The sequence below is a fragment of the Achromobacter pulmonis genome, assembly GCF_002885955.2.
Taxonomy (GTDB): Bacteria; Pseudomonadota; Gammaproteobacteria; order Burkholderiales; family Burkholderiaceae_B; genus Achromobacter; species Achromobacter pulmonis_A.
The window spans coordinates 147,396-171,084 of the sequence record NZ_POQS01000004.1 but is presented as its reverse complement, the minus strand read 5'-3'; the positions used below and the strand labels follow the sequence as shown (position 1 = coordinate 171,084).

The 23,689-nt window shown below is 69.3% G+C and carries 27 protein-coding genes and 3 pseudogenes; 14 read left to right on the top strand and 16 right to left on the bottom strand.

What is annotated here, in order from left to right; all coding sequences use genetic code 11:
- Positions 1-4: 4 nt before the first annotated feature.
- From C1I89_RS15850 to C1I89_RS15830, 5 genes are all read right to left on the bottom strand, one after another.
- Positions 5-292 (bottom strand): hypothetical protein, encoded by a 288-nt coding sequence (locus C1I89_RS15850; protein WP_102773666.1) that lies wholly within the window; start codon positions 290-292, stop codon positions 5-7.
- 157 nt (positions 293-449) lie between these two features.
- Entirely contained in the window at positions 450-719 is a 270-nt protein-coding gene (infA, locus tag C1I89_RS15845) for a translation initiation factor IF-1 (RefSeq protein ID WP_102773665.1), read from the bottom strand.
- Between the two features lie 504 nt (positions 720-1,223).
- Entirely contained in the window at positions 1,224-1,763 is a 540-nt protein-coding gene (locus C1I89_RS15840) for an SRPBCC family protein (RefSeq protein WP_102773664.1), read from the bottom strand.
- Positions 1,756-2,121 (bottom strand): ArsR/SmtB family transcription factor, encoded by a 366-nt coding sequence (locus C1I89_RS15835; protein ID WP_102773663.1) that lies wholly within the window; start codon positions 2,119-2,121, stop codon positions 1,756-1,758. The genes C1I89_RS15840 and C1I89_RS15835 overlap by 8 nt, the downstream gene beginning before the upstream one ends.
- 53 nt (positions 2,122-2,174) lie before the next feature.
- Entirely contained in the window at positions 2,175-2,606 is a 432-nt protein-coding gene (locus C1I89_RS15830; protein WP_102773662.1) for a GFA family protein, read from the bottom strand.
- Positions 2,607-2,805: 199 nt separating this feature from the next.
- On the opposite strand from C1I89_RS15830, the gene phnC reads away from it, so the two are divergent.
- The 3 genes from phnC to phnE all read left to right on the top strand — a co-directional run bounded on the left by phnC (position 2,806) and on the right by phnE (position 5,540).
- Positions 2,806-3,627, top strand: coding sequence for a phosphonate ABC transporter ATP-binding protein (gene phnC, locus C1I89_RS15825; RefSeq protein WP_102773661.1), 822 nt, complete (start codon positions 2,806-2,808; stop codon positions 3,625-3,627).
- A 53-nt stretch (positions 3,628-3,680) separates the two neighbouring features.
- The gene (phnD, locus tag C1I89_RS15820) at positions 3,681-4,661 is read left to right on the top strand and encodes a phosphonate ABC transporter substrate-binding protein (protein ID WP_102773660.1); all 981 of its coding nucleotides are present in this window, start codon (positions 3,681-3,683) and stop codon (positions 4,659-4,661) included.
- Positions 4,662-4,745: 84 nt separating this feature from the next.
- Positions 4,746-5,540, top strand: a complete 795-nt coding sequence (gene phnE, locus C1I89_RS15815) for a phosphonate ABC transporter, permease protein PhnE (RefSeq protein ID WP_102773659.1) — start codon at positions 4,746-4,748, stop codon at positions 5,538-5,540.
- A 25-nt stretch (positions 5,541-5,565) separates the two neighbouring features.
- Here the strand turns inward: phnE and C1I89_RS15810 are convergent, their stop codons facing one another.
- The 4 genes and pseudogenes from C1I89_RS15810 to C1I89_RS15800 form a co-directional block, all read right to left on the bottom strand.
- Positions 5,566-6,060, bottom strand: coding sequence for a GAF domain-containing protein (locus tag C1I89_RS15810; RefSeq protein WP_102773658.1), 495 nt, complete (start codon positions 6,058-6,060; stop codon positions 5,566-5,568).
- Positions 6,057-6,902: pseudogene (locus C1I89_RS15805) on the bottom strand (Bug family tripartite tricarboxylate transporter substrate binding protein); the annotation flags it as partial. The gene C1I89_RS15810 and the pseudogene C1I89_RS15805, both read right to left, overlap by 4 nt.
- Positions 6,903-6,908: 6 nt before the next feature.
- Positions 6,909-7,016: pseudogene (locus C1I89_RS35885) on the bottom strand (tripartite tricarboxylate transporter substrate-binding protein); the annotation flags it as partial.
- A 205-nt stretch (positions 7,017-7,221) separates the two neighbouring features.
- Positions 7,222-9,057 carry a gamma-glutamyltransferase family protein gene (locus tag C1I89_RS15800; RefSeq protein WP_102773657.1) on the bottom strand — a complete coding sequence of 612 codons (1,836 nt, stop codon included), beginning with the start codon at positions 9,055-9,057 and terminating at the stop codon, positions 7,222-7,224.
- 102 nt (positions 9,058-9,159) lie between these two features.
- Between C1I89_RS15800 and C1I89_RS15795 the strand changes: the two genes are divergently transcribed.
- The gene (locus C1I89_RS15795; RefSeq protein ID WP_102773656.1) at positions 9,160-10,101 is read left to right on the top strand and encodes a LysR family transcriptional regulator; all 942 of its coding nucleotides are present in this window, start codon (positions 9,160-9,162) and stop codon (positions 10,099-10,101) included.
- A gap of 1 nt (position 10,102) precedes the next feature.
- Here the strand turns inward: C1I89_RS15795 and phnN are convergent, their stop codons facing one another.
- The 5 genes and pseudogenes from phnN to phnF form a co-directional block, all read right to left on the bottom strand.
- Positions 10,103-10,684 (bottom strand): phosphonate metabolism protein/1,5-bisphosphokinase (PRPP-forming) PhnN, encoded by a 582-nt coding sequence (phnN, locus tag C1I89_RS15790; protein ID WP_102774137.1) that lies wholly within the window; start codon positions 10,682-10,684, stop codon positions 10,103-10,105.
- Complete coding sequence (locus C1I89_RS15785) at positions 10,681-11,106, bottom strand: DUF1045 domain-containing protein (RefSeq protein WP_258231476.1); 426 nt, start codon at positions 11,104-11,106, stop codon at positions 10,681-10,683. The genes phnN and C1I89_RS15785 overlap by 4 nt, the downstream gene beginning before the upstream one ends.
- Positions 11,107-11,320: 214 nt before the next feature.
- Positions 11,321-11,545: pseudogene (locus tag C1I89_RS35285) on the bottom strand (DUF1045 domain-containing protein); the annotation flags it as partial.
- 2 nt (positions 11,546-11,547) lie between these two features.
- Complete coding sequence (locus C1I89_RS15775) at positions 11,548-12,747, bottom strand: alpha-D-ribose 1-methylphosphonate 5-triphosphate diphosphatase (protein ID WP_102773655.1); 1,200 nt, start codon at positions 12,745-12,747, stop codon at positions 11,548-11,550.
- Positions 12,748-12,835: 88 nt separating this feature from the next.
- Positions 12,836-13,558 (bottom strand): phosphonate metabolism transcriptional regulator PhnF, encoded by a 723-nt coding sequence (gene phnF / locus C1I89_RS15770; protein WP_102773654.1) that lies wholly within the window; start codon positions 13,556-13,558, stop codon positions 12,836-12,838.
- 171 nt (positions 13,559-13,729) lie between these two features.
- Here phnF and phnG point away from each other — a divergent pair, with 171 nt between their 5' ends.
- The 9 genes from phnG (at position 13,730) to C1I89_RS15725 (ending at position 20,636) form a co-directional block, all read left to right on the top strand.
- Positions 13,730-14,200: a phosphonate C-P lyase system protein PhnG gene (phnG, locus tag C1I89_RS15765; RefSeq protein ID WP_102773653.1), complete on the top strand. Its 471-nt coding sequence runs from the start codon at positions 13,730-13,732 to the stop codon at positions 14,198-14,200.
- A 1-nt stretch (position 14,201) separates the two neighbouring features.
- The gene (gene phnH, locus C1I89_RS15760) at positions 14,202-14,822 is read left to right on the top strand and encodes a phosphonate C-P lyase system protein PhnH (protein WP_102773652.1); all 621 of its coding nucleotides are present in this window, start codon (positions 14,202-14,204) and stop codon (positions 14,820-14,822) included.
- Between the two features lies 1 nt (position 14,823).
- Positions 14,824-15,939 carry a carbon-phosphorus lyase complex subunit PhnI gene (locus tag C1I89_RS15755; protein ID WP_102773651.1) on the top strand — a complete coding sequence of 372 codons (1,116 nt, stop codon included), beginning with the start codon at positions 14,824-14,826 and terminating at the stop codon, positions 15,937-15,939.
- Positions 15,936-16,832 (top strand): alpha-D-ribose 1-methylphosphonate 5-phosphate C-P-lyase PhnJ, encoded by an 897-nt coding sequence (locus C1I89_RS15750; RefSeq protein ID WP_102773650.1) that lies wholly within the window; start codon positions 15,936-15,938, stop codon positions 16,830-16,832. Before C1I89_RS15755 ends, C1I89_RS15750 begins: the two co-directional genes overlap by 4 nt.
- Positions 16,829-17,611 carry a phosphonate C-P lyase system protein PhnK gene (gene phnK, locus C1I89_RS15745; RefSeq protein ID WP_102773649.1) on the top strand — a complete coding sequence of 261 codons (783 nt, stop codon included), beginning with the start codon at positions 16,829-16,831 and terminating at the stop codon, positions 17,609-17,611. The genes C1I89_RS15750 and phnK overlap by 4 nt, the downstream gene beginning before the upstream one ends.
- 2 nt (positions 17,612-17,613) lie before the next feature.
- Positions 17,614-18,333: a phosphonate C-P lyase system protein PhnL gene (gene phnL, locus C1I89_RS15740; protein WP_102773648.1), complete on the top strand. Its 720-nt coding sequence runs from the start codon at positions 17,614-17,616 to the stop codon at positions 18,331-18,333.
- 2 nt (positions 18,334-18,335) lie between these two features.
- The gene (locus C1I89_RS15735) at positions 18,336-19,535 is read left to right on the top strand and encodes an alpha-D-ribose 1-methylphosphonate 5-triphosphate diphosphatase (RefSeq protein ID WP_102773647.1); all 1,200 of its coding nucleotides are present in this window, start codon (positions 18,336-18,338) and stop codon (positions 19,533-19,535) included.
- A gap of 18 nt (positions 19,536-19,553) precedes the next feature.
- Positions 19,554-20,096: an MOSC domain-containing protein gene (locus C1I89_RS15730; RefSeq protein WP_102773646.1), complete on the top strand. Its 543-nt coding sequence runs from the start codon at positions 19,554-19,556 to the stop codon at positions 20,094-20,096.
- Between the two features lie 105 nt (positions 20,097-20,201).
- Positions 20,202-20,636: a hypothetical protein gene (locus tag C1I89_RS15725; protein ID WP_102773645.1), complete on the top strand. Its 435-nt coding sequence runs from the start codon at positions 20,202-20,204 to the stop codon at positions 20,634-20,636.
- Positions 20,637-20,647: 11 nt separating this feature from the next.
- Here the strand turns inward: C1I89_RS15725 and C1I89_RS15720 are convergent, their stop codons facing one another.
- Positions 20,648-21,025, bottom strand: coding sequence for a hypothetical protein (locus tag C1I89_RS15720; protein WP_102773644.1), 378 nt, complete (start codon positions 21,023-21,025; stop codon positions 20,648-20,650).
- A 58-nt stretch (positions 21,026-21,083) separates the two neighbouring features.
- Complete coding sequence (locus tag C1I89_RS15715; protein ID WP_102774136.1) at positions 21,084-22,364, bottom strand: dicarboxylate/amino acid:cation symporter; 1,281 nt, start codon at positions 22,362-22,364, stop codon at positions 21,084-21,086.
- 285 nt (positions 22,365-22,649) lie between these two features.
- On the opposite strand from C1I89_RS15715, the gene C1I89_RS15710 reads away from it, so the two are divergent.
- Positions 22,650-23,549 (top strand): SMP-30/gluconolactonase/LRE family protein, encoded by a 900-nt coding sequence (locus tag C1I89_RS15710; protein ID WP_102773643.1) that lies wholly within the window; start codon positions 22,650-22,652, stop codon positions 23,547-23,549.
- Positions 23,550-23,689: the final 140 nt, after the last annotated feature.

Sequence of the window (23,689 nt, the reverse complement as noted above, 5' to 3'; positions counted from 1 at the left end):
CGCCTCAGGCGGGCGCGGCCTGCAGCGCGATCTGGCCGAGCACGTGCTGGTGCATGCGCTCGGCATACTCCATCTGCTGGCGCACGTGCAGCTGCTGGGCCTGTTGCTCGTCCAGGCAGTTGTCGAATTTGGTCTTGGCCTCGGCGTAGGTCAGGCCGGTGTTGCGCAGGCTGTTGATGAACGCCTCGCGCGACTGGTTCAGCAGGCGCAGGCCTTCCTCGCCCTTGGCGTATCGCCGGCGCGCCAGGGCAAGCTCGTCAGCGGCTGCCTGCAACTGTTCTTTCAGATCCATCTTGCGTCGTGCGCGTCCCGCCCCAGGTGGCGCCTGGCGGGATCGCCATTCTTTCAGGGTGCGGCGCTGCCCGCATTACGGCATGCCGGCGGGCCGGCTTAAGGCTGGCGCCGGAAAGGCCGGGGGCGGCTGGAAGCCGCCGGCCCTGGCATCCGGCTCAGCGGCGAAACTGCTGCGGGCGGCGCTGGGCCGTGGCGGGGGCGCGCTCGTCCTTGTGGCGGAAGTTGATGCGGCCCTTGGTCAGGTCGTACGGCGACATTTCCAGGGTGACGCGGTCGCCGGCCAGGATGCGGATGCGGTGCTTGCGGATGCGGCCGGAGGCGTAGGCGCCGACTTCGATGCCGTTGTCCAGCGTGACGCGATAGCGGCTATCGGGCAGCACTTCGTCAACGATGCCATCCAGTTCGATGAGTTCTTCTTTAGCCATTTTCTACTCCTATCAATACGCGCAGCCATGCCGGCGGCATGGCTCGCCGCGGGGCGGCAAGCGCGTTGGACTCAAATTAGCAGGTCCAGCGGTTTGAACGTAAAACGTCCGGGCAGGCGCGGTAGGGGCCACGGCATCCTGGCGGATGTCTGAAATGACGGATACTCGCGCCTGGTCAGGCGAGGTGCGCGCGATGCGCGGCTTGGTCGCGGCGCCGCGCCATGCGCGCGTTGCCGGAAGAAGCGGGTTGGAACGTTTGGTGCAGCGCCGGCAGGCACTGCACCCGGTGCGGTGGCGCCTCTGGCGGCGACGGGCTTGATCCTGAAGTGCCGGGCGCGTCCAGAAGGGGCCTCGCAATACTGCCCTGAGGCGTTACAGGTTCGCGACGCAGAATGACCGAAGCCCGGTTTTCGCGGAAAAATCACGGACTTATGTTACTGCAAAGCGCAATGATTAGCCAGTTTTTATCTGTTGCAGACCTGTGATAGTTGCGGCTGAACGACTTCAGGCCCCCGGGATGCGCTGCCGGTATTCCGCCTCGACCTGCCCGAGCACGGACCAGAAAGGTCCGGGTTCGCGCCCGGCGATCCGGGCCGACAGCACGCCCAGGTGCACGTGCCAGCCGCCGGCCACGTCCACCATGTCGCCGCGCGAGCCCAGCTTGCGGTGCGTCAGGACCAGGCGGGTGCCCTGGTCCTGCGGCGACAGCTCGAACGTGACCTCGGACGGATGGCCGGGCGAACCGCCCCAGGTGAAGGCCAGCAGCCGCGGCGGCTCGCAGCGGGTGATGACGCCCTGCGTGGTGACGCCGTCGGCATAGGGTTTGTAGGCCTCGGGCACGGGCTCGGCCACCGAGGACAGGTCCGCGTGCACGAAACGCAGCGTCACGCCGCCGCCTTCGCGCAGTTCCATGTCGCCGCTGGCCAGCCAGCGGCCGCGTTTCTCCGATTCGGTCAGGAATGCCCAGACCTCTTCGACGCTGGCCGGCAGGATGCGGATGAAGCGGATGGAGGTGGGGTCAAGGACGACGCCGTAATCACTCATGCTGATCTCCAGAAGGCTCGGCCGGGGCGCGGCTGGCGGCGATCGCGGCTTCCAGCGCGCCCAGCCTGCCCGACCAGAATTGTTCATAAAAGCGCAGCCACTGCATGGCCTCGGCCATGGGTCCGGGATCGAGGCTGCATACGTGCGTGCGGCCGCGGATGGAGCGCCGGACCAGGCCGGCGCGCTCCAGGGCCTGCACGTGTTTGGAGGCGCCCGCAAAACTCATGCTCAAGGGGGCGGCCAGTTCGCCGATGGTCAGATCGCCTTGCGCCAGGCTGCGCAGCATGTCGCGGCGCGTGGGGTCGGCCAGCGCGCGGAACACGGCATCCAGGGCGGGAGAGGAAGTTGATTCAACCATACGGTTGAATATAACGCCGCCCAGGCCGGAGATTCAACTGTTTGGTTGAGCTTTTATGTAACCGCCTGCGGATCGGCTTCTTCGAACGAGCCGCAGCCCTCGGGGTACTGGGGCAGGTTGTCGGTGATGTCGAACCACGGCGCCTTGCTGGAGACGTGGCAGTGCGCGGCGGGTTTGACGCCCGGGTCGTCGTCCAGCGCACCCAGCGGCAGTCCGTAGAAATCGGGCCGCTGGTCGAAGCGGCTGAGCAGCGGCGTGCCGCAGGCTTCGCAGAAGCCGCGGTAGCTGCCCGGCGATGAGCAGTACCAGGTGACGTGGTTTTCGCCGCGCGTCCAGGCGAAGTCCGTGACCCGCACCGTGGCGCGGCTGCGGAAGGCCGCGCCGTGCGACTTGCGGCACATCGTGCAGTGGCAGTTGAGGACGTCGGTGAGCGGGCCGGTGATCTCGTACGCAATGCGGCCGCACAGGCAGGAACCCTTGATCATGATGAACGCCCGGCAGGTGGTGGGGATGTTTTGAATATACCCGCGGCGCGCGGCGCTGGCGCGCCTGCGTTTATGACGGAGATCTTTCAGGCCATTGCGGTGTCCCTAAATTCCGCCAAATCATTCGATCCCCAGGTCATCGTGCTGTCATGCCGCGAAAACAGAATGCGCCCATGAACCAATCAAGGGGAATTCGACCATGACTTACGCCATCGAAGTGCAAGGGCTGAGCAAGAGCTTCCACGCGGGCGCCAAGGCGCTCGACGGCGTGGACTTGCAAGTGGCCGACGGAGAAATGGTCGCCTTGCTGGGCGCCTCCGGCTCGGGCAAGTCCACGCTGCTGCGCCATCTGGCCGGCTTCGTGGCCGGCGACGCGGGCAGCGTGGCCGTCAACGGCCAGCCGATCCAGCAGGACGGCCGCCTCAGCCGCAACGTGCGCGGCGCGCGCGCCGGCATCGGCTTCGTGTTCCAGCAGTTCAACCTGGTGGGCCGCCTGCCCGTCATCACCAACGTCCTGACCGGCCTGCTGCCACGCGTGCCGCTGTGGCGCAGCCTGACGCGCTGCTTCCTGCGCGCCGAAGTGCGCCAGGGCCTCGATGCGCTTGCCCAGGTTGGTATAGACGACTACGCATTTCAGCGCGCCTCCACGCTGTCCGGCGGCCAGCAGCAGCGCGCGGCCATCGCGCGCACGCTGGTGCAGAACGCCCGCGTCATCCTGGCCGACGAGCCCATCGCCTCGCTCGACCCGGAATCGTCGCGCCGCGTGATGGACACGCTGGCGCAGATCAACCGCAGCCGCAAAGTGGCGGTGGTGGTGTCGCTGCACCAGGTCGACGTGGCGCTGCGCTACTGCCCGCGCGTGGTCGCGCTGCGCCACGGCAAGGTGGTGTACGACGGCCCGTCGGCGGCGCTCACGCCCGCCATGCTGCGCGAACTCTACGGCGCCGAGCTGGGCGAACTGCTGCCCGAAAGCGCGACGCCCGCGCCCGCGGCCCTGACGCAACTGGCGCACGCCGCCTGATTCCCACCCCGATTCCCGGATTTCCACTCCCCCTTTCGACCCCGGAGCCCCCCATGCTACGCAGAACCTTCGTCACCCTGATCGCCGCCGCGGCACTGTCCACGCAAGTCCATGCCGAAGAGGCCAAGCCGCTGAACTTCGGCATCATCTCGACGGAGTCGTCGACCAACCTGAAGTCCGTGTGGCAGCCCGTCATCGACGACCTGAGCCGCGCCATCGGCGTGCCGGTCAAGCCTTTCTTCGCCTCCGACTACGCCGGCATCATCGAAGGCATGCGCTTCAACAAGGTGCAGATCGCCTGGTACGGCAACAAGTCCGCGATCGAGGCCGTGGACCGCGCCCAGGGCGAAGTGTTCGCCTCGGTCATCGACAAGGACGGCAACCCCGGCTACTGGTCGGTGCTGATCGTCAACAAGGACAGCGACCTGAAGACGCTGGACGACGTGCTCAAGCGCGGGGCCAAGCTCAGCTACGGCGCGGGCGACCCCAACTCCACCTCGGGCACCGCCGTGCCGGGCTACTACCTGTGGGCCGCCAACAAGATCGAACCCAAGACCTTCTTCAAGTCGGTGCGCGCCAGCAACCACGAAACCAATCTGCTGTCGGTCATCAACAAGCAGGTCGACGTGGCGGTCAACAACACCGAGTCGCTGGAGCGCTATCGCCTGAACACCGGCAAGGACGCCAGCGAAAGCGTGCGCGTGCTGTGGAAGTCGCCGCTGATCCCGGCCGACCCGCTGGTCATGCGCAGCGACCTGCCGGCCGACATGAAGACCAAGATCCGCGATTTCTTCGTCAACTACGGCAAGGGCAAGGACGCCGAGCGCGAAATGGCCAACCTGAAGGCGCTGACCTACAAGGGCTTCCGCGCCTCCGACAACCAGCAGCTGGTGCCCATCCGCCAGATCGAACTGGCGCGCCAGAAGGCCCGGGTCGAAGGCGACACCACGCTGGGCCAGGCCGAAAAGCAGAAGCAGCTGGCCGAGCTCGACAAGAAGCTGGCCAGCCTGGGCCAGCCCGCCGCACAGCAGTAAGCGCAACCGCCGGCCGCCGGCCCGTCGTCCGACGCGGCCGGCGTACGCGCAGCCGAACATTTCTTTTGCCAGCCGCTCATCCCCATGAATCTCGCCACGCATACCTCCCGCCTTCCCGCCGCACCGCGCTCGTCGCTGCCGGTTCTTCTCGTCTGGGCCATCGTGCTGGCGCTGCTCGTCATGTCGTGGCGGGGCGCGGACATGCGGCCCCTGGACCTGCTGCGCGATTCGGGCAACATGGCCCAGTTCGCGGCCGACTTCTTCCCGCCCAATTTCCGCGACTGGCGCATGTACCTCGACGAGATGATCGTGACGGTGCAGATCGCGGTATGGGGCACGTTCCTCGCCATCGTGGTGGCGGTGCCGCTGGGCCTGCTGTGCTCGTCGAACATGGTGCCGGCCTGGGTCTACCAGCCGATGCGCCGCCTGATGGACGCCTGCCGCGCCATCAACGAAATGGTGTTCGCCATGCTGTTCATCGTGGCCGTGGGCCTGGGGCCGTTCGCCGGCGTGCTGGCGCTGTGGGTGCACACCACGGGCGTGCTGGCCAAGCTGTTCTCCGAAGCCGTCGAGGCGATCGATCCGCGCCCGGTCGAAGGGGTGCGCGCCACCGGCGCCAACGCGCTGGAGGAGGTCGTCTACGGCGTGATCCCGCAGGTGCTGCCGCTGTGGATCTCGTATTCGCTGTACCGCTTCGAGTCCAACGTGCGCTCGGCGTCCGTCGTGGGCATCGTGGGCGCCGGCGGCATCGGCACCGTGCTGTGGGAAATCATCCGCAGCTTCCGCTACGCGGAAACCTGCGCGGTCATGATCATCATCGTCGGCTTCGTGGTGGTGATCGACATGGTGTCCGCGCGCATCCGCGCCGCGCTGATCTGAGCGCGGCGCGCGCCGGCGCCGGCCATCAAGGCCGGCCGGGCGCCTGCAGGGCCGGCAAGGCCAGCAGGCCGGCCAGCCGCGCGGCGTGGACGTCGGCGTCCGACACGCGCGGACGCGGCATCAGGAAATTCACCGTGCCCAGGCAGGCCTGCCCATACACCACCGGCACGTTGATGACCGATTGCAGGCCCAGTTCGCGGATGGCGCCGTGGTCGTCGAAGAACTCGCGGATGGCGTCCTCGCCTTCGCCGACGAAGACGCGGCGCTCGTGCAGCACGTGCCGGCCCCATGCGGTGCCGGCCTTGTCCTTGCTGCCGCCGGGCGGATAGGCCTGCGGATTCGAGCTGTACAGGCGCACCACGCGGATCGCGTCGGCGTCGTATCGGTTCACCGTGCACAAGGTGTGCGCCAGCGTGGCGTGCGCATAGGCGTCGATGGCGCGCAGGGCGGCCGTGGCGTCGGCGGCGGCATAGGCCAGTTCGATGGCCTGCACCGCGGCCAGGGTCGGGGCGGCGTTCATTCTGCGGTGATTCCCAGCTCTTTGATGAGCTTGCCGTACTTGTCGGCGTCGCGCGCCAGGATCTGGCCGAACTGCTCGGGCGTGGTCTCGGTCAGCAGCACGCCCATGTCGGCCATCTTCTTGACCACTTCCGGGCGCTTGAGGATTAGGTTGATCTCGCGGTTGAGCCGGGCCGTGAGTTCCGGCGGCATGCCGGCCGGGCCGAAGGCCCCGTACCAGACCGCCAGTTCATAGCCGGGCAGCGTTTCGGCCACCGTGGGCACGTCGGGCAGCAGCGGCGAGCGCGTTTCCTCGGTCACCGCCAGCAGCTTGAGCTTGCCGTTCTGCACGTGCGGCAGGGTCTGCGTGCCGGCGCTGAACAGCACCTGGGTGCGCCCAGCCACGGTGTCCAGCACCGCGGGCGCGCCGCCGCGATAGGGGATGTGGGTCATCTTCACGCCGGCGGCCTTCTCGAACAGCACCGCGCTCAGGTGGTTGGTGGAGCCCTGGCCCGCCGAGGCGTAGGTCACGGTGTCCGGATGCGCCTTCAGGTAGGCGATGAATTCCTTCACGTTCGTCGCTGGCACCGACGGATTCACCACCATGGTGTTGGTGACCAGCGCGAGTTCGGCGATGGGCGTGAAGTCCTTGACGCCGTCGAACGGCATGTTGGCGTAGAGCGCCTGGTTCATGGTGTGCGTGCTCATGGAGCCCACCAGCAGCGTGTAGCCGTCGGGCTTGGCGCGGGCCACGAAGGCCGTGCCGATGTTGCCCGAGGCGCCCGAGCGGTTCTCGACGATGACGGACTGGCCGAGCGATTGCGTCAGCCCTTCGGACAGCATGCGCGCCAGGATGTCGGTGGAGCNGTCGGGCTTGGCGCGGGCCACGAAGGCCGTGCCGATGTTGCCCGAGGCGCCCGAGCGGTTCTCGACGATGACGGACTGGCCGAGCGATTGCGTCAGCCCTTCGGACAGCATGCGCGCCAGGATGTCGGTGGAGCCGCCGGCGGCCCACGGCACGATCAGCGTGATGGGCTTTTCCGGCCAGGCGGCGTGGGCGGCGGCCGGCGCGGCCAGCGCCAGGCCCAGCGCGCAGGCGCGCAACAGTTTCTTGAATCGCAGTGTCATGGTTAATACCCCTTGTGCAAAGGCCGGTCTGTGCGCCGGCTGGAAAGAAACAGGTTCAGCGTCCGGCGGCGTAGCCCTGCATGCCGCGCGGATTGGCGCCGGCGCGCAGCAGCAGGCCGCCGCCGGGGGCGGGTTCGCGGGTGCAGGCGCTGATGCGTCCTTCCGACCAGTCCGGGCCGACCTTGACCTCGTGGCCGGCGGCGCGCAGCGCGTCCAGCGTGGCCGCGGGCATGCGCGACTCCACCGTCAGCCGGTTGAGCGTCAGCGTGCGCGGCCAGAAAGAGCCGGGGAAATGGTCGATGTGCCAGGACGGCGCGTCGATGGCCTCCTGCAGGTTCATGCCCATGGCATGGCGCAGGAAGAAGGCCACCGTCCATTGGTCCTGCTGGTCGCCGCCGGGCGTGCCGAAGGCCATATAGGGCTGGCCGTCGCGCAGCGCCAGGCCCGGCGACAGCGTGGTGCAGGGGCGCTTGCCGGGCTGCAGCTGGCCGGGCACGCCATCGTCCAGCCAGGTCATCTGCAGGCGCGTGGTCAGCGGAAAGCCCAGGCCCGGCACGACCGGGCTGGACGACAGCCAGCCGCCCGACGGCGTGGCGGCCACCATATTGCCGTCGCGGTCGATGACGTCGATCTGGCAGGTATCGCCCACGAACAGTTCGCGCGCGGCCCACTCGGACACGGGCGGCAGCGCCGCGAAGGTCGGTTCGCCCACGCCGAAGCGGGTGTCGGAGGCCGCCAGCGTGCGCGCGGCCGCCTCCAGATCCGGCAGGCGCGGCGCGCGTGCGCCGGGGCTGCCCGGCTGGAATGCGCGCGAGGCCTGCGCGCCGATGCCGGCGGCGCGGGTCCGCGCGTAGCCGTCGCTCAGCAGATCGGCCAGCGGCACCTGCGCGAAATCGGGATCGCCGTACCAGGCGCAGCGGTCGGCGAAGGCCAGCTTGGCCGCCTCGGCCACGCGATGCACGAATTCCGGCGACTGCGGGTCCAGGCCTTCCATGCCCAGGTGGCGCAGCATGGCCAGCTGTTGCAGATGCACCGGGCCTTGCGACCAGACGCCGCATTTGGCCACGGTGTAGCGGCCGTAGTCCACGGTCAGCGGCTCGTCGTAAGTGGCGCGCCAGTCGGCCAGATCGGACTTGCGCAGCAGGCCGCGATTGCGCTGGCCGGTCGTGTCGCGCACCGGTTCGCCGCTGTAGAAGGCGTCGATCGCGTCGGCGACGAAGCCGCGATACCACGCGTCCAGCGCCGCGTCGATGCGCCCGCGCCGGTCGGCGCCGGCGGCATGCGCATGGTCCAGGATGCGGGTATAGGTGGCCGCGATCGCGGGCGTGCGGAACAGGGTGTCGGGCGCGGGCACCCGGCCGTCGGGCAGCCAGACCTCGCGCGAGCTGGTCCATTCGTCGCGAAACAGCGCCTGCACCGCCAGGATGGCCTGGGAGATGCGCGGCACCAGCGGAAAGCCGTTGCGCGCGTAGTCGATGGCCGGGCGCAGCACCTCGGCCAGTTCCCAGGTGCCGTAGTCGCGCAGCAGCGTCAGCCACGCGCCGAACGCGCCGGGCACCGTGGCCGGCAGCAGCCCGATGCCGGGCACCAGGTCCAGGCCCAATCCGCGGAAATGGGCGGGCGTGGCCAGGGCCGGCGCCGGTCCCTGGCCGCACAGCGCGCGCATGCGCCGCTCGCGTTCGCTCCAGAGCAGGATGGGCACCTCGCCGCCCGGCCCGTTCAGGTGCGGTTCGACGATCTGCAAGGTGAAGCCGCCGGCCGCCGCCGCGTCATAGGCGTTGCCGCCGCGCTCCAGCACGCCCATCGCGACTTGCGTGGCGAGCCAGTGGGTGGACGAGACCACGCCGAACGTGCCGCGGATTTCGGGGCGGGTCGTGAAGGAGGCGTTCATGGGCGGTTCCTGGCGGGAAGATGTCCGCAGTATAGGATCATGAAATAACTGGATTTACCTTTGTTGGCATAATTGAATAACCAACTGGTTATAGGAAAAATCGTGAACTGGGACGCGGCCCGTCTGGCCAACCGCCTCAAGCACCGCCATCTGGTGCTGCTGCTCGACATCGCCAGGCACGGCTCGCTGACGCGGGTCGCGGCGGCGGCGGGCGTCAGCCAGCCGGCGGTCACCAAGGCGCTGGCTGAACTCGAAGACATCTTCGGCGCGCGGCTGTTCATGCGCACCGGGCGGGGCCTGCAGCCCACCGCGCTGGGCAGCCTGGCCCTGGTGCGCGCGCGCCACATGCTCAGCGACCTGGACCTGTGGGCGCGCGAAGTGGAAGCCCTGCACGCGGGCCGCTCGGCGCATCTGCAGGTCGGCGTCGTGCCTTACGTATCGAGCGCGCTGCTGACCCAGGCCATCGGCCTGCTGCACCAGCGCCACGGCGTGACGCTCAGCCTGCACCGCGCGACCACCGATCATCTGGTCCCGATGCTGCGCCAGCACGAACTCGACTGCATCATCGGCCGCGCCACCTCGTCGGTGGCGCAGGACGACCTGATACACCGTGCGCTCTACCGCCAGCGTCCGCGCCTGATCGCGCACGGCCGGCTGGCCCAGCGGCTGGCGCGGCGCCGGCCGGACTGGGCGGCGGTGGCGGCGCTGGACTGGGTGCTGCCGGCGGCCAATACGCCGACGCGGCAACTCATCGTGGAGCACTTCATCCGCGCGGAGCTGAGCCCGCCCAGCCCGGTGCTGGAAGCCTATTCGACCGACGTGATCGAAGGCCTGCTGGCCATGAACGAAACCTTCGTCTCGGTCGTGCCCGAGGACATCGCGCGCGAGCTGTGCCAGCGCGGCAAGCTGGGAATGGTGCCCTGGGACTTCGGCTGGGAGCTGCCGCCGATCAACCTGATCCGGCGCAAGCGCCAGCAGCCGCTGGCGGCCGAAACATATTTCTCCGACATCCTGCTGGATCTTTGCGACGAGATGGCCGGCTGAACTACGCAGCCAGTTTGCCGCGCGCAATATCCAGCAATTCAGCGGCCGCCGATTCCGGTGCGGCGTCGTTGTTGACCCGCAGCAGCCGGCAGCGCGGCGGCACCGTGTATGGCTGGGTGGCGCGCGCCAGCCGCTGCGCGATCTGCTGGGCGTTTTCGCGGCCGCGGCCGGCCAGCCGGCGGGCCAGGAGCGCCGGGTCCACCGTGACCTCCACCGCCGTCAGCGCCGGATAGCGCGCATGGGCCTGCGGCAGGTGCGCGCGCGAGCCATTGATGATGACGGCCGCGCCGCAGGCCAGCCAGGCGTCGATCTCCACGCCGATGCCGTAATGCAGGCCGTGGCTGCTCCAGCGCAGCGCGAAGCAGCCCAACGCCGCGCGGCGGCCGAATTCGTCTTCGGTGAGGCTGAGCGAGTCTTCGCTGTCGCCGCTTTCGCGGGTGATGTAGCGGTGCGCCACCAGCACCGGTTCGTCGCCGCGCAGGTGCGTGCGCAGCAGGCGCAGCAGCGTGTCCTTGCCGCTGCCCGAGGCGCCCATCAGGTAGATCAGGCGCGTGCCGTCGGCCGGGGCGTAGGAGACGTTCATTGCGCGGCCGGGCCTTGCAGATACGCCGCGCCGGCGGCGTCGGCGCAGCTGCCGTCGAAACCGTAGTGCCTGGCCGCGACGAAGTCGGCGCCGGGCTCGGGCTGCACATAGACGCTGACGCCCGGCACCGGCATGGCCTGGCCGCGCAGCGGATCGGCGAAGGCCGCGATGCCGGCCCGCGCCCGCGCCAGCGCGTCGCCGTCGAGCTTGCCGGTCAGCGTGATGTGGAAGGTATAGGTATCGAACACATAGGGGTAGCCCCAGCGCGCCAGCATGGCCTGCTGCGCGGGCGTGAGCGATTGCGGCTGGCGCCTGGCGGTCTCCTCGGGCGTGGGCGGGGCGCGCAGCGGGTCCAGGTCGCGCACGGCCGCGTCGGCCAGTTCCTGGATGCGGGCCCGGCCCGGCGCGTCGGCGTCGGTGATGCGCCAGGCCAGGAAACCGCGCAGCGGTTCGCAGTCCAGCTGCAGCGAGAACGGGCTGCGGNACGGCCGCGTCGGCCAGTTCCTGGATGCGGGCCCGGCCCGGCGCGTCGGCGTCGGTGATGCGCCAGGCCAGGAAACCGCGCAGCGGTTCGCAGTCCAGCTGCAGCGAGAACGGGCTGCGGCCGTCGGCCAGCCGGCGGGCGGCGGCGTCGACCTCGTGAGGGCTGGCGCCGGAGCGCAGGCGGAAGGGCGGCTTCAGCGTGGCGTGCAGGCCGTAGTGGCGCGGGGCCTCGGTCCATGCGCGCGGAAAATCGGCCTGCCCGGGCAGCGCGGCCAGCGCCTGGCCGGTGTCGGCGCAGCGGCCCAGCCAGCGGCTGCCGTATTCGCGCCAGGGGCCGGTGGGAGCCAGGTACAGGGCGTAGCGATGGGCCTGCGGCATGGTCAGGCCGCCATACGCTGGGGCTGGCCGTCGCCGAAGGCGCGGCTGGCGTAGCGCAGTTCGCCGCCGACGATGGCGGCGCACACGCGCGGTAGGCCCGGCATGCGGTCGTCGACCACGATGGCGTCGGCGATCAGGCCCGGCGCCAGCGCGCCGCGGTCTTTCAGGCCGGCGGCGCGAGCGGGATTCAGCGACACCAGGTTCCAGGCCTGGGCCAGCGGCAGCACGCCGTCGCCGGCCAGGCGCAGCGCGGCCGCCAGCGGCGCGGGATAGTAGTAGTCGGAGGTCAGCACGTCGCACAGGCCGGCGCGCACCATCTCCGTGGCGCTGGGCGCGCCGGTGTGGCTGCCGCCGCGCACCACGTTGGGCGCGCCGAACACCACGGCGTTGCCCAGGTCGCGCGCCACGCCGGCGGCCTCGCGGGTCAATGGGAATTCCGCCACGCTGCAGCCCAACTGGTGGTAGTAGCGGCGCGTGGCGGCGTCGGGATCGTCGTGCGAGGCCACCTTCAGGCCGGCCTCGCGTGCGCAGGCGGTCAGTTCGCGCATGGCGTCGGCCACGGAATCGGCGGCGGCCATGGCGGCGCGGATGCGGTCCTGGAACACGTCGAGGTCGCATTCCGCGCGGTGCGCGTACTGCAGCAGCTTGCGCTCGTCGCCCAGCCGCCGCGCCATACTGGGCAGGTGGTCGTTGAGCGCCAGGAAGCGCACGCGGCCGTCGCGTATCCATTGCTGGGCGATGTCCAGCCCGCCCACGTGATGGGTCTCGAAGCGCAGGTGCACGTAGTGCCGCGCGCCCATCAGGGCCCGCATGCCTTCGAGCGCGTCGAACATGCGCTCGGCGTAGCTCTCGCCGCGCAGGCCGCCTTCCCAGGACAGCGTGACGCCGTGGAATTCGGTGGTGATGCCATTGGCCAGCAGCTGGCGGTCCACGTCGAACAGCGCGCCCTGGTAGGGGAAGGTCACGCTGGGGCGCGGCATGATGGCGCGCTCGAAGGCGTCGCCGTGCAGGTCCACGATGCCGGGCAGCACCAGCAGGTCGCCGGCGTCGAACCAGGCGGCGCCGCGCGCGGCGGGAGCCGCCGAATCGTCGATCAGCCCGCCGTGGAAACGCAGGCTGGCCTGTTGGACGCCGCGCGGCGTCAGGATGCGCTGTCCGGTGATGCCGGTCAGGGGCGAGGGGGCAGGGGTGCGTGAGTTCATGGCGCCAAGTTAGCGGGCTTGCATTACAACCAGATGTCTAGATGAGTGAGGCCGGCCCGCCGGATTCAGGGGGCGCCGCGGTACCGGTTCAGCCTTCGTCCGTGACCATCAGCTGCACCAGGTCGCCGACGAAGCGGGCCACGCTGTACTGCAGCGGCGCGCCCTGCTGGTCCACGTTCAGCGCCTCGACCTGGAGGATGGGGCGGGTCTTGGGCTGGCCCAGCAGGCGGGCGATTTCGGGCGAGGGCAGCGCCGCGGTGATGCGCGACCACTTGCGGGTGTAGTCGCCGATGCCGTAGTGCGCATAGACCTTGGAGATCGAACGCTGAGACGCGAGGCGCTGCGCGAAATCGGGGAAGCGCTTTTCGTCGAAGTAGTGTTCCGAGACGCTGATGGGGCGGTTTTCCGCCTTGCCCACGATCTGCACGCGCAGCAGCGCCGCGCTGCGGGCCAGCCCCAGGTGCTTGGCGATCTCGGCGGCGCGCAGCGACTGGCTGCCCAGCACCTCCTGGTGGCCCAGCATGCCCTGGCTGCGCAGGTTCTCGGAAAAGCGCGTGCGCTTGCCGATGGCGTAATCGATGGCGTGTTCCTGCACGAAGGTGCCGCGGCCCTGTTCGATCCGGACCAGGCCGCTTTGCTCCAGCTCGCCCATGGCGCGCCGTATCGTGTGGCGGTTGACCGAGAACTTGGCGGCCAGCTCGGGTTCGGAGGGCAGCTGTTCGCCCGCCGCATAGAGCTTGTTGCGGATGTCGTCCGCAAGCGATTCGCCGATTTGCCGCCAGACGGCGATGCCGGAACCTCTTTCAACCATGGAGTGCGCTCGTACTGTCATATCCGCTCTTCAAGAATGGCCACGATTGTGCCCGATGCCGCGGCCGCCGCAAAGGCGCAGCAACTGTCATCAAAAATTCACGCCCGGCTGTTGAACTTGGATTTCGAACCGATCATACTTCATCCAGTCGTCTAGACGTATGGAGGAATCTTGGAACACCCACAGACAGGACAACCGGCATCCGACGCCCGGCGCGCGGCCTGGATGCGCGTGCTGGCGCTGGCCGACGCCGGCGCGCTGGACGGCGCGTTCAGCGCGCTGGGCCGGCTGCCCGAGCATCGCACGCTGCGCCCGGCCCAGACCGGCATGGCCATGGTGCGCGCCCGCAGCGGCGGCACCGGCGCCCGCTTCAACCTGGGCGAAATGACCGTGACACGCTGCGCGGTGACGATGGGCGAGGGCGTGGTCGGCGTGGCCTACGTGCAGGGCCGCTCGCTGCGCCATGCGGAACAGGCCGCCGTGGCCGACGCCCTGCTTCAGCTGCCCGAATGGCATGAAACCGTGCAGGCGCAGCTCATCGCGCCGCTGGCGCGCCAGCATGCCGGCAAGGTCGAGCGCCAGGCCCGCGTGGCGGCGCAGACCAAGGTGGAATTCTTCACGATGGTGCGAGGCGAGGACTGACATGCAACAACCGATACTGGCCGCCGCCGCGGCCCCGGGCCGCACGCTGTTGCCCGGTTTCGCCGATCCGGTGGACGACGCGCAGGCCACCTTCCGCGCCGCGCTGGACGCGCTGGCCCATCCCGGGCGCATCCACGAAATCACGGCCGAAAGCGGCGTGCCGGCGGGCCTGTCGCCCGCCATGACGGCCCTGCTGCTGACGCTGGTCGACGTCGACACGCCGCTGTGGCTGCCGCAAGGCGCGAGCGCCGATACGCTGGCCTTCCTGCGCTTTCATTGCGGCTGCCCCATCGTGCCCTCGCCCGCGCTGGCGCGCTTCGCCGCGGCGCCGGCCGGCTTCGAGGCCCCGGCGCTGTCGGCCTGCCATCCGGGCGACCCGGCCTATCCCGATCAGTCCACCACGCTGCTGATCGAAGTCGCGTCGCTGGATGCCGGACCGCAGGCCATGCTGAGCGGCCCGGGCATCCAGAGCCGCCAGGCCCTGGCCGCGGCCGGGCTGCCGGAAGGCTTCTGGCGCGAATGGCGCCTCAATCACCAACGCTTTCCGCTGGGCGTCGACGTGCTGCTGACGCAGGGCCGGCGGATCTGCGGCCTGCCGCGCAGCACGCGCGTGGAGAACTGACATGTACGTAGCCGTGAAAGGGGGCGAGCGCGCCATCCTCAATTCCTACCGCATGCTGGACGACTACCGTCGCGGCGACCGCGAGGTGCCCGAACTGAGCCTGGCGCAGATCCGCGAACAGATGCCGCTGGCCGTGTCGCGCGTGATGGCCGAAGGCTCGCTCTACGATCCGCAGCTGGCCGCGCTGGCGCTCAAGCAGGCCGCCGGCGACGTGATCGAGGCCGTGTTCCTGCTGCGCGCCTATCGCACGACGCTGTCGCGCTACGGCTACACGCAGCCGATAGACACCGGCCGCATGCGCCTGCAGCGCCGCATCTCGTCCACCTTCAAGGACCTGCCCGGCGGCCAGATCCTGGGCCCCACCTATGACTACACCCAGCGGCTGCTGGACTTCTCGCTGCTGGCCGGACGCGAGGCCGACTCGCTGCCCGCCGGCGAAGCCGCCCTGGACAGCGCCATGCCGCGCGTGACCGACCTGCTGGCGCAGGATGACCTGATCGACGCCGAGCCGGTTCCGCCCGGCGATCCCGAACCCTTCGACCTGACCCGCCAGCCGCTGGATTTCCCGGCCTCGCGCGCCGCGCGGCTGCAGAACCTGGCGCGCGCCGACGAAGGCTTTCTGCTGTCGATGGGCTATTCCACGCAGCGCGGCTACGGCAACACCCATCCCTTCGCGGCCGAGATCCGCTACGGCGCGCTGGAAGTGGAAATGCACATCGAGGAACTCGGCTACGCCGTCACCGTGGGCGAGATCGAAGTGACCGAATGCCAGATGGTCAGCCAGTTCGCGGGCAACGCCGAGGAAGGGCCGAAGTTCACGCGCGGCTACGGGCTGACGTTCGGCTACGGCGAACGCAAGTCCATGTCGATGGCGCTGGTGGACCGCGCGCTCAAGGCCGCCGAGCTGGGCGAGCTGGCCGATTCTCCGGCCAACGACCACGAGTTCGTGCTCTACCACAGCGACAACGTCGAGGCCTCGGGCTTCGTGCAGCACCTGAAGCTGCCGCACTACGTGGACTTCCAGGCCAACCTGGAACTGCTGCGCCGCATGCGCGCCGAGCGCGACGCGCCGCAGGCCGCGGACAAACAACTGATGGACGAGGCGGTTTCCCCATGACGACGCAACAACAGGCCGCGGTCGCGCGCGACGACCACTACAACTTCGGCTACCTGGACGAATCCACCAAGCGCATGCTGCGCCGCGCGCTGCTCAAGGCGGTGGCGATTCCCGGCTACCAGGTGCCGTTCGGCAGCCGCGAGATGCCGCTGCCCTACGGCTGGGGCACGGGCGGCATTCAGGTCACGGCCGCCATCATCGGGCGCGGCGACGTGCTCAAGGTGATAGACCAGGGCTCGGACGACACCACCAACGCGATCAACATCCGGCGCTTCTTCGGCCGCGTCACGGGCGTGGCCACCACGCAGTCCACGCCGGCGGCCACCATCGTGCAGACGCGCCACCGCATTCCCGAGACGCCGCTGGCCGCCGGCCAGATCATGGTGTTCCAGGTGCCCATTCCCGAGCCGCTGCGCTGGCTCGAACCCAGCGAAACCGAGACCCGCACCATGCATGCGCTGGCCGAATACGGCGGCATGCACGTCAAGCTGTACGAGGACATTGCGCAGCACGGCCGCATCGCCACCACCTACGACTACCCCGTGATCGTCAACGACCGCTACATGATGCGGCCGTCGCCCATCCCCAAGTTCGACAATCCCAAGCTGGACGGCAGCCCGGCGCTGATGCTGTTCGGCGCGGGCCGCGAAAAGCGCGTCTACGCCGTGCCGCCATACACCCGGGTCAAGAGCCTGGACTTCGAGGACCACCCCTTCGAAGTGCAAAGCTGGAGCGAGCACTGCGACCTGTGCGGCTCGCGCGAGAGCTTCCTGGACGAAATCATCCTGGACGACGCCGGCACGCGCCGCTACGTCTGCTCGGACACCGAATACTGCAACGATCGCCAGGCGCGCCAGCGCCCGGACGCCAACCCGGACGAGGCCGCGGCATGAATCCCCAAGCGAATCCCCTGCTGTCCGTGCGCGGCATGACGCGCACCTGGGACGGCGTGCACGGCTGCCGCGACGTCAGCTTCGATCTTTATCCCGGCGAGGTGCTGTGCGTGGTCGGCGAGTCCGGCTCGGGCAAGAGCACGCTGCTGTCGGCGGTGTCCCACCAGACCCGGCCGCAGGCCGGCAGCGTCTGGTACGACACCCGCGACCAGGGTTTCACCGACCTGGCCGCGCTGCCGGCCGCGCGCCTGCGCCTGCTGGCGCGCACCGACTGGGGCTTCGTGCGCCAGAACGCGCGCGACGGCCTGCGCATGCAGGTCAGCGCCGGCGCCAACATCGCCGAACGCCTGATGGCCGTGGGCGAGCGCCATTACGGCGAGCTGCGCCGCGTGGCCGGCAACTGGCTGCACAAGATGGAGATCGACGTCGGCCGCCTGGACGACGCGCCGGTATCGTTTTCGGGCGGCATGCAGCAGCGCCTGCAGATCGCCCGCAACCTGGTGACCCATCCGCGCCTGGTGTTCATGGACGAACCCACGGCCTCGCTCGACGTGTCGGTGCAGGCGCGCCTGCTGGACCTGCTGCGCCAGCTGGTGACCGACCTGGGCCTGGCGGCCATCGTGGTCACGCACGACCTGGCCGTGGCGCGCCTGCTGGCGCACCGGACCCTGGTCATGCGCGGCGGCGAGGTGGTCGAAAGCGGGCTCACCGACCAGATCCTCGACGATCCGCAGCACCCCTATACCCAATTGCTGGTGTCCTCCATTTTGCAGAGCTGAGCATGCGCGCAACCACTCCGATGATCGAGGTGCGGGGCCTCAGAAAAATGTTTACCCTGCACAACCAGGGCGGCATGCGGCTGCCGGTGCTGGAGGCGGTCGACTTCGACGCCGCGGCCGGCGACTGCCTGGTGCTGGCCGGGCCGTCCGGCACCGGCAAGAGCACGCTGCTGCGCTGCCTCTACGGCAACTATCTGGCCACCGAGGGCAGCATCCGCGTGCGCGCCGAAGACGGCTGGGTCGAGCTGGTGGGCGCGCCGGAGCAGCGCATCCTGGCGCTGCGGCGCGACGTGATCGGCTACGTCAGCCAGTTCCTGCGGGTGATTCCGCGCGTGGCCGCGCTGGACGTGGTGGCCGAGCCGCTGCGCGCGGCCGGCGTGCCGGCCGACGAGGCGCGCGCCCGCGCCGCCGCGCTGCTGCGGCGCCTGAACGTGCCCGAACGCCTGTGGGGCCTGGCCCCGGCCACTTTCTCCGGCGGCGAGCAGCAGCGCGTGAACATCGCGCGCGGTTTCATCGCCCGCCATCCGATCCTGCTGCTGGACGAGCCCACCGCCTCGCTGGACGCCGACAACCGCCAGGTGGTGATCGACCTGATCCTCGAAGCCCGCGCCCAGGGCCGCTGCCTGCTGGGCATATTCCACGACGCCGAGGTGCGCGACGCCGTCGCCACCCAGACGCTGGAATTGCGCCCGGCCGTGACCGCCACCGCGATGGAGGCCTGATCATGCACAGCACTTATCTCACCCATGCCCGCGTCGTGCTGGCCGACCGCGTGCTGGAAGACAGCGCGGTGCTGATCGATGACGGCCGCATCGTGGCCGTCGAGCCGGCCGGCGCGCGCGCCGGCCGCGAAGTCGACCTGCAGGGCCAGGTCCTGCTGCCGGGCCTGATCGACCTGCATTGCGACGCCATCGAAAAAGAGGCCGAGCCGCGCTCGCGCGTGCTGTTCCCGCTGGACTTCGCGGTGGCGCAGGTGGACCGCCGCAACGCCGCGGCGGGCATCACCACGCCTTATCACGCGCTGTCCTTCGCCAACAGCGAATGGGGCGTGCGCAACAACCAGACGGCCGCCGAAGTGGTGCGCACGGTGCGCGCGTTCCGTGGCCACAGCCTGGTCGACAACCGCATCCACTGCCGCTACGAGGTCACCGACGCCACCTCGGTGGACGTGCTGCGCGCGCTGATGGACGAGGGCGCGGTGGACCTGCTGTCGGTCATGGACCATTCGCCGGGGCAGGGGCAGTTCAAGACGCTGGAGTCCTATCTGCAATACATGATGGGCAACCACGCCATGAGCCGCGAGCAGGCCGAGGAAGCGGCGCAGGCCAAGAGCCGCGCGCGCGACGGCGCGGTGGCGCGGGTCGAGACCTTGCTGGCGCATGCGCAGGGCCTGGGCATCCCCACGGCCAGCCACGACGACGACTCCATCCACCGCATCGCCACCATGCGCAACCTGGGCGTGGCCATGAGCGAGTTCCCCATCAACCTGGATACCGCGCGCGCCGCGGTGTCTTGCGGCCTGCCCACCATCCTGGGCGCGCCCAACGTGCTGCGCGGCCAGAGCCAGAGCGGCTCGATGCGGGCCATCGACGCGGTGCGGGCCGGCGTGGCGAGCTGCCTGTGCTCGGACTACCAGCCTTCCACGCTGATCGCCGCCGTCTTCGCGGTGGCGGCGCAGACCGAGCTGACGCTGGCGCAGGCGGCCGCGCTGGTCACGCTGAATCCCGCGCAGGCCTGCGGCCTGTCGGACCGCGGCCGCATCGCGCCCGGCATGCGCGCCGACCTGGTGGCGGTGGCGCAGGTGGGCGGCCAGCCGCTGATCAGCCGCACCTGGTCGGCGGGCCGGCTGGTATTCTCCACCCACTACCCGCCCTTGCGCGCCGGCGCGGCGCTCGAACCCGAGGCCCAGGGCCTGGCGGCCTGAGACGGCAGGAGCAAGCCGATGGACCCCATCGTGACCGCCGTGGCGCGCAGCGCCGCGCACACGTTCAGCAAGCCCGTGGTGCCTGAAATCATGTTGCTCAAAGGGCTGGGCGTGGAGGGCGACGCCCACCTCGGTGTCACCGTCAGGCACCGCTCGCGCGTCAAGGCCGACCCCAGCCAGCCCAATCTGCGCCAGGTGCACCTGATCCACGCCGAATTGCACGACGAATTGCAGCTGGCCGGCTTCAACGTGGCCGAAGGCACGATGGGCGAGAACATCACCACTCGCGGCATCGACCTGCTGGCGCTGCCGCGCGGCGCCTGGCTGCACCTGGGCGCCGGCGCGGTGGTGGAGATCACCGGCCTGCGCAATCCCTGTGCGCAGTTGGACCACTACCAGCAGGGCCTGACCGCCGCGGTGCTGGGCCGCCATCCGGACGGCAGCCTGATGCGCCGGGCCGGGGTCATGGGCATCGTGCTCGAAGGCGGCGAGGTCCGGGCCGGCGATGCTATTCGCGTGACGCTGCCGGCCTTGCCGCACCTGGCGCTGGAACGTGTTTGAAATATCCTGCGCGGCCCCGGACGCGGGCCCGCGCATCTGGTTAAATGGGAACTGGAGCGCTGCCGCATTTTCCGCCGGCGGCGCGCCTTTTTTCCGGAGCGCGCGATGGCACGATTCAATTTCACCCAGGATCCCGAAGAACCCGATCTGTGGGCGGCCGAAAACGTCGCCGTGGGCGCGGATCGCCCGCCGATCCACGTCATGATCCAGACCGACGGCGAGGAACCCGGCAGCGGCGCGTCCAAGGCGGTCAAGAACATCCTGGACACCCTCGACGAGCAGATCCTGGCCGCCGCCGATTTCCTGCTCGACAACTATTCCTACGAACACTACAAAAAACTGGGTATCGAAGACGCCCAGCTGCTGCCCGAGGAAACCGCCGAGGCCATGGCCGGGAAGGCCGTGCTGCGCGCGCTGTGGCTGTTCGACGAGGACGGCGACGGCTATGAACTGTGGTTCACGCTGCCCTGGGACCCGGTGCACACCTACGACGTGGAATTCGAGGACGGGGCGCCGGTGTCTTGCTCGGTCAATGACTGAATGACCGAAACCTAACGGACCAGCTCGAACCGGCTGGCCCGCGCCTCGCCCAGCGAATCGTCATAGCGGTAGCGCAGCTTTACAGATTGCCCCTTGCGCACCGCCGTGGCGCCGGCGCCGTCGAGCACCACGTCGATTTCCCGGCCCATGAATTCGGTGCAGTCGGTGTCGGCGCGCGCGCCTTCGGGGATCTCGGCGCTGCGGACCCTGAGCCTGAACATCAATTGGCTGATTTCGGTGCCGTCGATGCGGAACTGGCGCATCTGCATGGGCGGGCTGGCGGCGGTGCCGCCCAGGTTGCAGGATATGCGCGTCCAGGCGTGCGAGGCGGGGGCTGCGGCCATCAGGGCGACGGCCGCCACGGTGCAGCGCAGGCGTAGGGAAATCATGGCTGGATCGGGCAGGGCTTGCCGGGGGCTTATATGTTGCTCCCGGCGATGGCGACGGTCAAGACGCCGCGGCCCCGCCCGCGGCCTCTTTGGCCGGCGCTTCCTCATCGGCGGGCTGGCGGCCTTCCAGCTTGGCGATGACGGCGGTGGCCAGGCTGTTGCCGACCACGTTGGTGGCGGTGCGGCCCATGTCGAAGAACTGGTCGATGCCCATGATCAGCAGTAGGCCTGCCTCGGGCAGGTTGAACATCGGCAGCGTGGCGGCCACCACCACCAGCGAGGCGCGCGCCACGCCGGCCATGCCCTTGCTGGTCACCATCAGCACCAGCAGCAGCGTCAGCTGCTGGGTGAAGCTCATCGGGATGCGGTAGGCCTGCGCGATGAACAGCACCGCGAAGGACTGGTACATCATCGAGCCGTCCAGATTGAAGGAATAGCCCAGCGGCAGCACGAAGCCCGAGATGCGCTTGGGCACCCCGAAGCGCGAGAGCGCCTCGATCGTCTTGGGGTAGGCCGATTCGCTGCTGGCCGTGGAGAACGCCAGCAGCGTGGGTTCCTTGATCAGCCCGCCCAGCCGGCGCACGGACTTGCCCAGGAACAGGTAGCCGATTAAAAACAGCACGCCCCACAGCAGCGCCAGGCCCAGGTAGAACTCGCCTATCAGCTTGCCGTAGCTGACCAGCACGCCCAGACCTTCGGTGGTGATGGCGGCGGCCATCGCGGCGAACACGCCCAGGGGCGCGAAGCGCATGACGTAGTCGGTCACCCGGAACATGATCTTGGCCAGCTCGTCGATCATGTTGTAGAGGGTGTGGTGGCCCTTGCTGCGCACGAAGGACAGCGCCGTGCCGAAGAACAGCGAGAACACCAGGATCTGCAGGATCTCGTTGTTGGACATGGCCTGCGCGATGCTGCTGGGGAAGACGTGCGCGATGAAGGCCTTGAGCGTGAAATCGCCCGTCTTCAGGCCGGAGCTGGCGCCGGCGTCGGGCAGCGTCATGTTCATGTGCGCGCCCGGTTCGAACAGATTGACCAGCGCCAGGCCCAGCAGCAGCGAAACCAGCGAGGCGGCGACGAACCAGATCATCGCACGCATGCCGATGCGGCCCACGGCGCTGGCGTCGCTCATGCTGGCCAGCCCCGTCACCAGCGTGGCGAACACCAGCGGGGCGATGATCATCTTGATCATGCGCAGGAAGATGTCGGTGACCAGGCTGAAGTAGGCGGCGATGCGGGCGGCCTCCTCGGGAGTTTGCGCGTATCTGTGGCAGAAGTAGCCCACCACGATGCCCAGCACCATGGCGATGCCGATGTAACGCGTCAGCTTCTTAGTGTTCATGATCAAAACGGAAAAACGGCGACCGTGCGCCAGGCCCCGCGGGGGCCGGGTCCGCCGGCATGGGGCGGGCGAGCGGTCGGATGACAGACATGCCAGGGCGATCCCGAGGCTTGCGGGTTTACCCTTGGGCCGCGATGTTAACGCCCCCAAGCTGACAGCCAGTTGTCGCCTCCAGTGGAGCGGATTTGTATCAAATTGGAACAGCGCCACCGCCCCGCGCCGCCATGCCAGAATGCCTGGCCGGCCGCCAAGGCGGCGTCCCGCGACAAAAAAGGAGACTGGAAAATGCAGAAACGAGAACTGTCGGTGCTGGCGTCCGGATACACCTACCTGGAGGGCCTGCGCTGGCACGAGGGCCGCCTGTGGGCGTCGGACTTCTACACCGGCCAGGTCATCGCGGTGGACCTGGACGGTCGGGTCGAGCGCATCTGCGAGGTGCCGCAGCAGCCGTCCGGCCTGGGCTGGCTGCCGGACGGCCGGCTGCTCATCGCTTCCATGAAAGACCGCAAGCTGCTGCGCCGCGAGGCCGATGGCAGCCTGGTCGAGCATGCCGACCTGTCGGCGCTGACCGGCGGGCACATCAACGACATGGTGGTCGACGCGCAGGGCAGGGCCTACGTGGGCAATTTCGGCTTCGACCTGATGAACGGCGCGCCGGTGCGCAACACCACCATCGTGCGCGCGGACCCCGACGGCTCCTGCCGGGTGGTGGCCGACGGGCTGTGCTTTCCCAACGGCTCCTTCATCACCCCGGACGGCGCCGTCATGATCGTCAACGAGACCTTCGGCAACCGTATTTCCGAATTCGACATCCTGCCCGACGGCGGCCTGGGGCCGCGCCGCGACTGGGCCGATTTCGGCCCGCTGCCCGCCAGCGACGACCTGGGCGTGCTGATCGCCGCCTCGGCCATCGGGCCGGACGGCGGCGCGCTGGACGCCGAGGGGGCGCTGTGGGTGGCCGACGCTATCGGCAAGCGCATCGTCCGCCTGGCGCGCGGCGGCCGGATACTGGAGCAGATCGACACCGGCGAGTTCGGCATCTTCGCCGCCGCCCTGGGCGGGCCGGACGGCCGCAGCCTGTTCATGGCCGCGGCGCCCGATTTCATCGAGGCCAACCGCCGCGCCAGGCCCGAGGGGCGCATCCTGGTGACGCGGGTCGACGTGCCGCACGCGGGCCGGCCGTAGGGCCCGCGCACCGGCGCCCTCGTGCTTGCGGCGGGGGCGCCGGGACGGCTTACGCCGTTCGGCGCAGCCCGAATGGCCTGGATACCGCCGGTTGCAAGACCTTTCGGCGAATCCCCCGTAAAATCACCCCATTCAGCAAG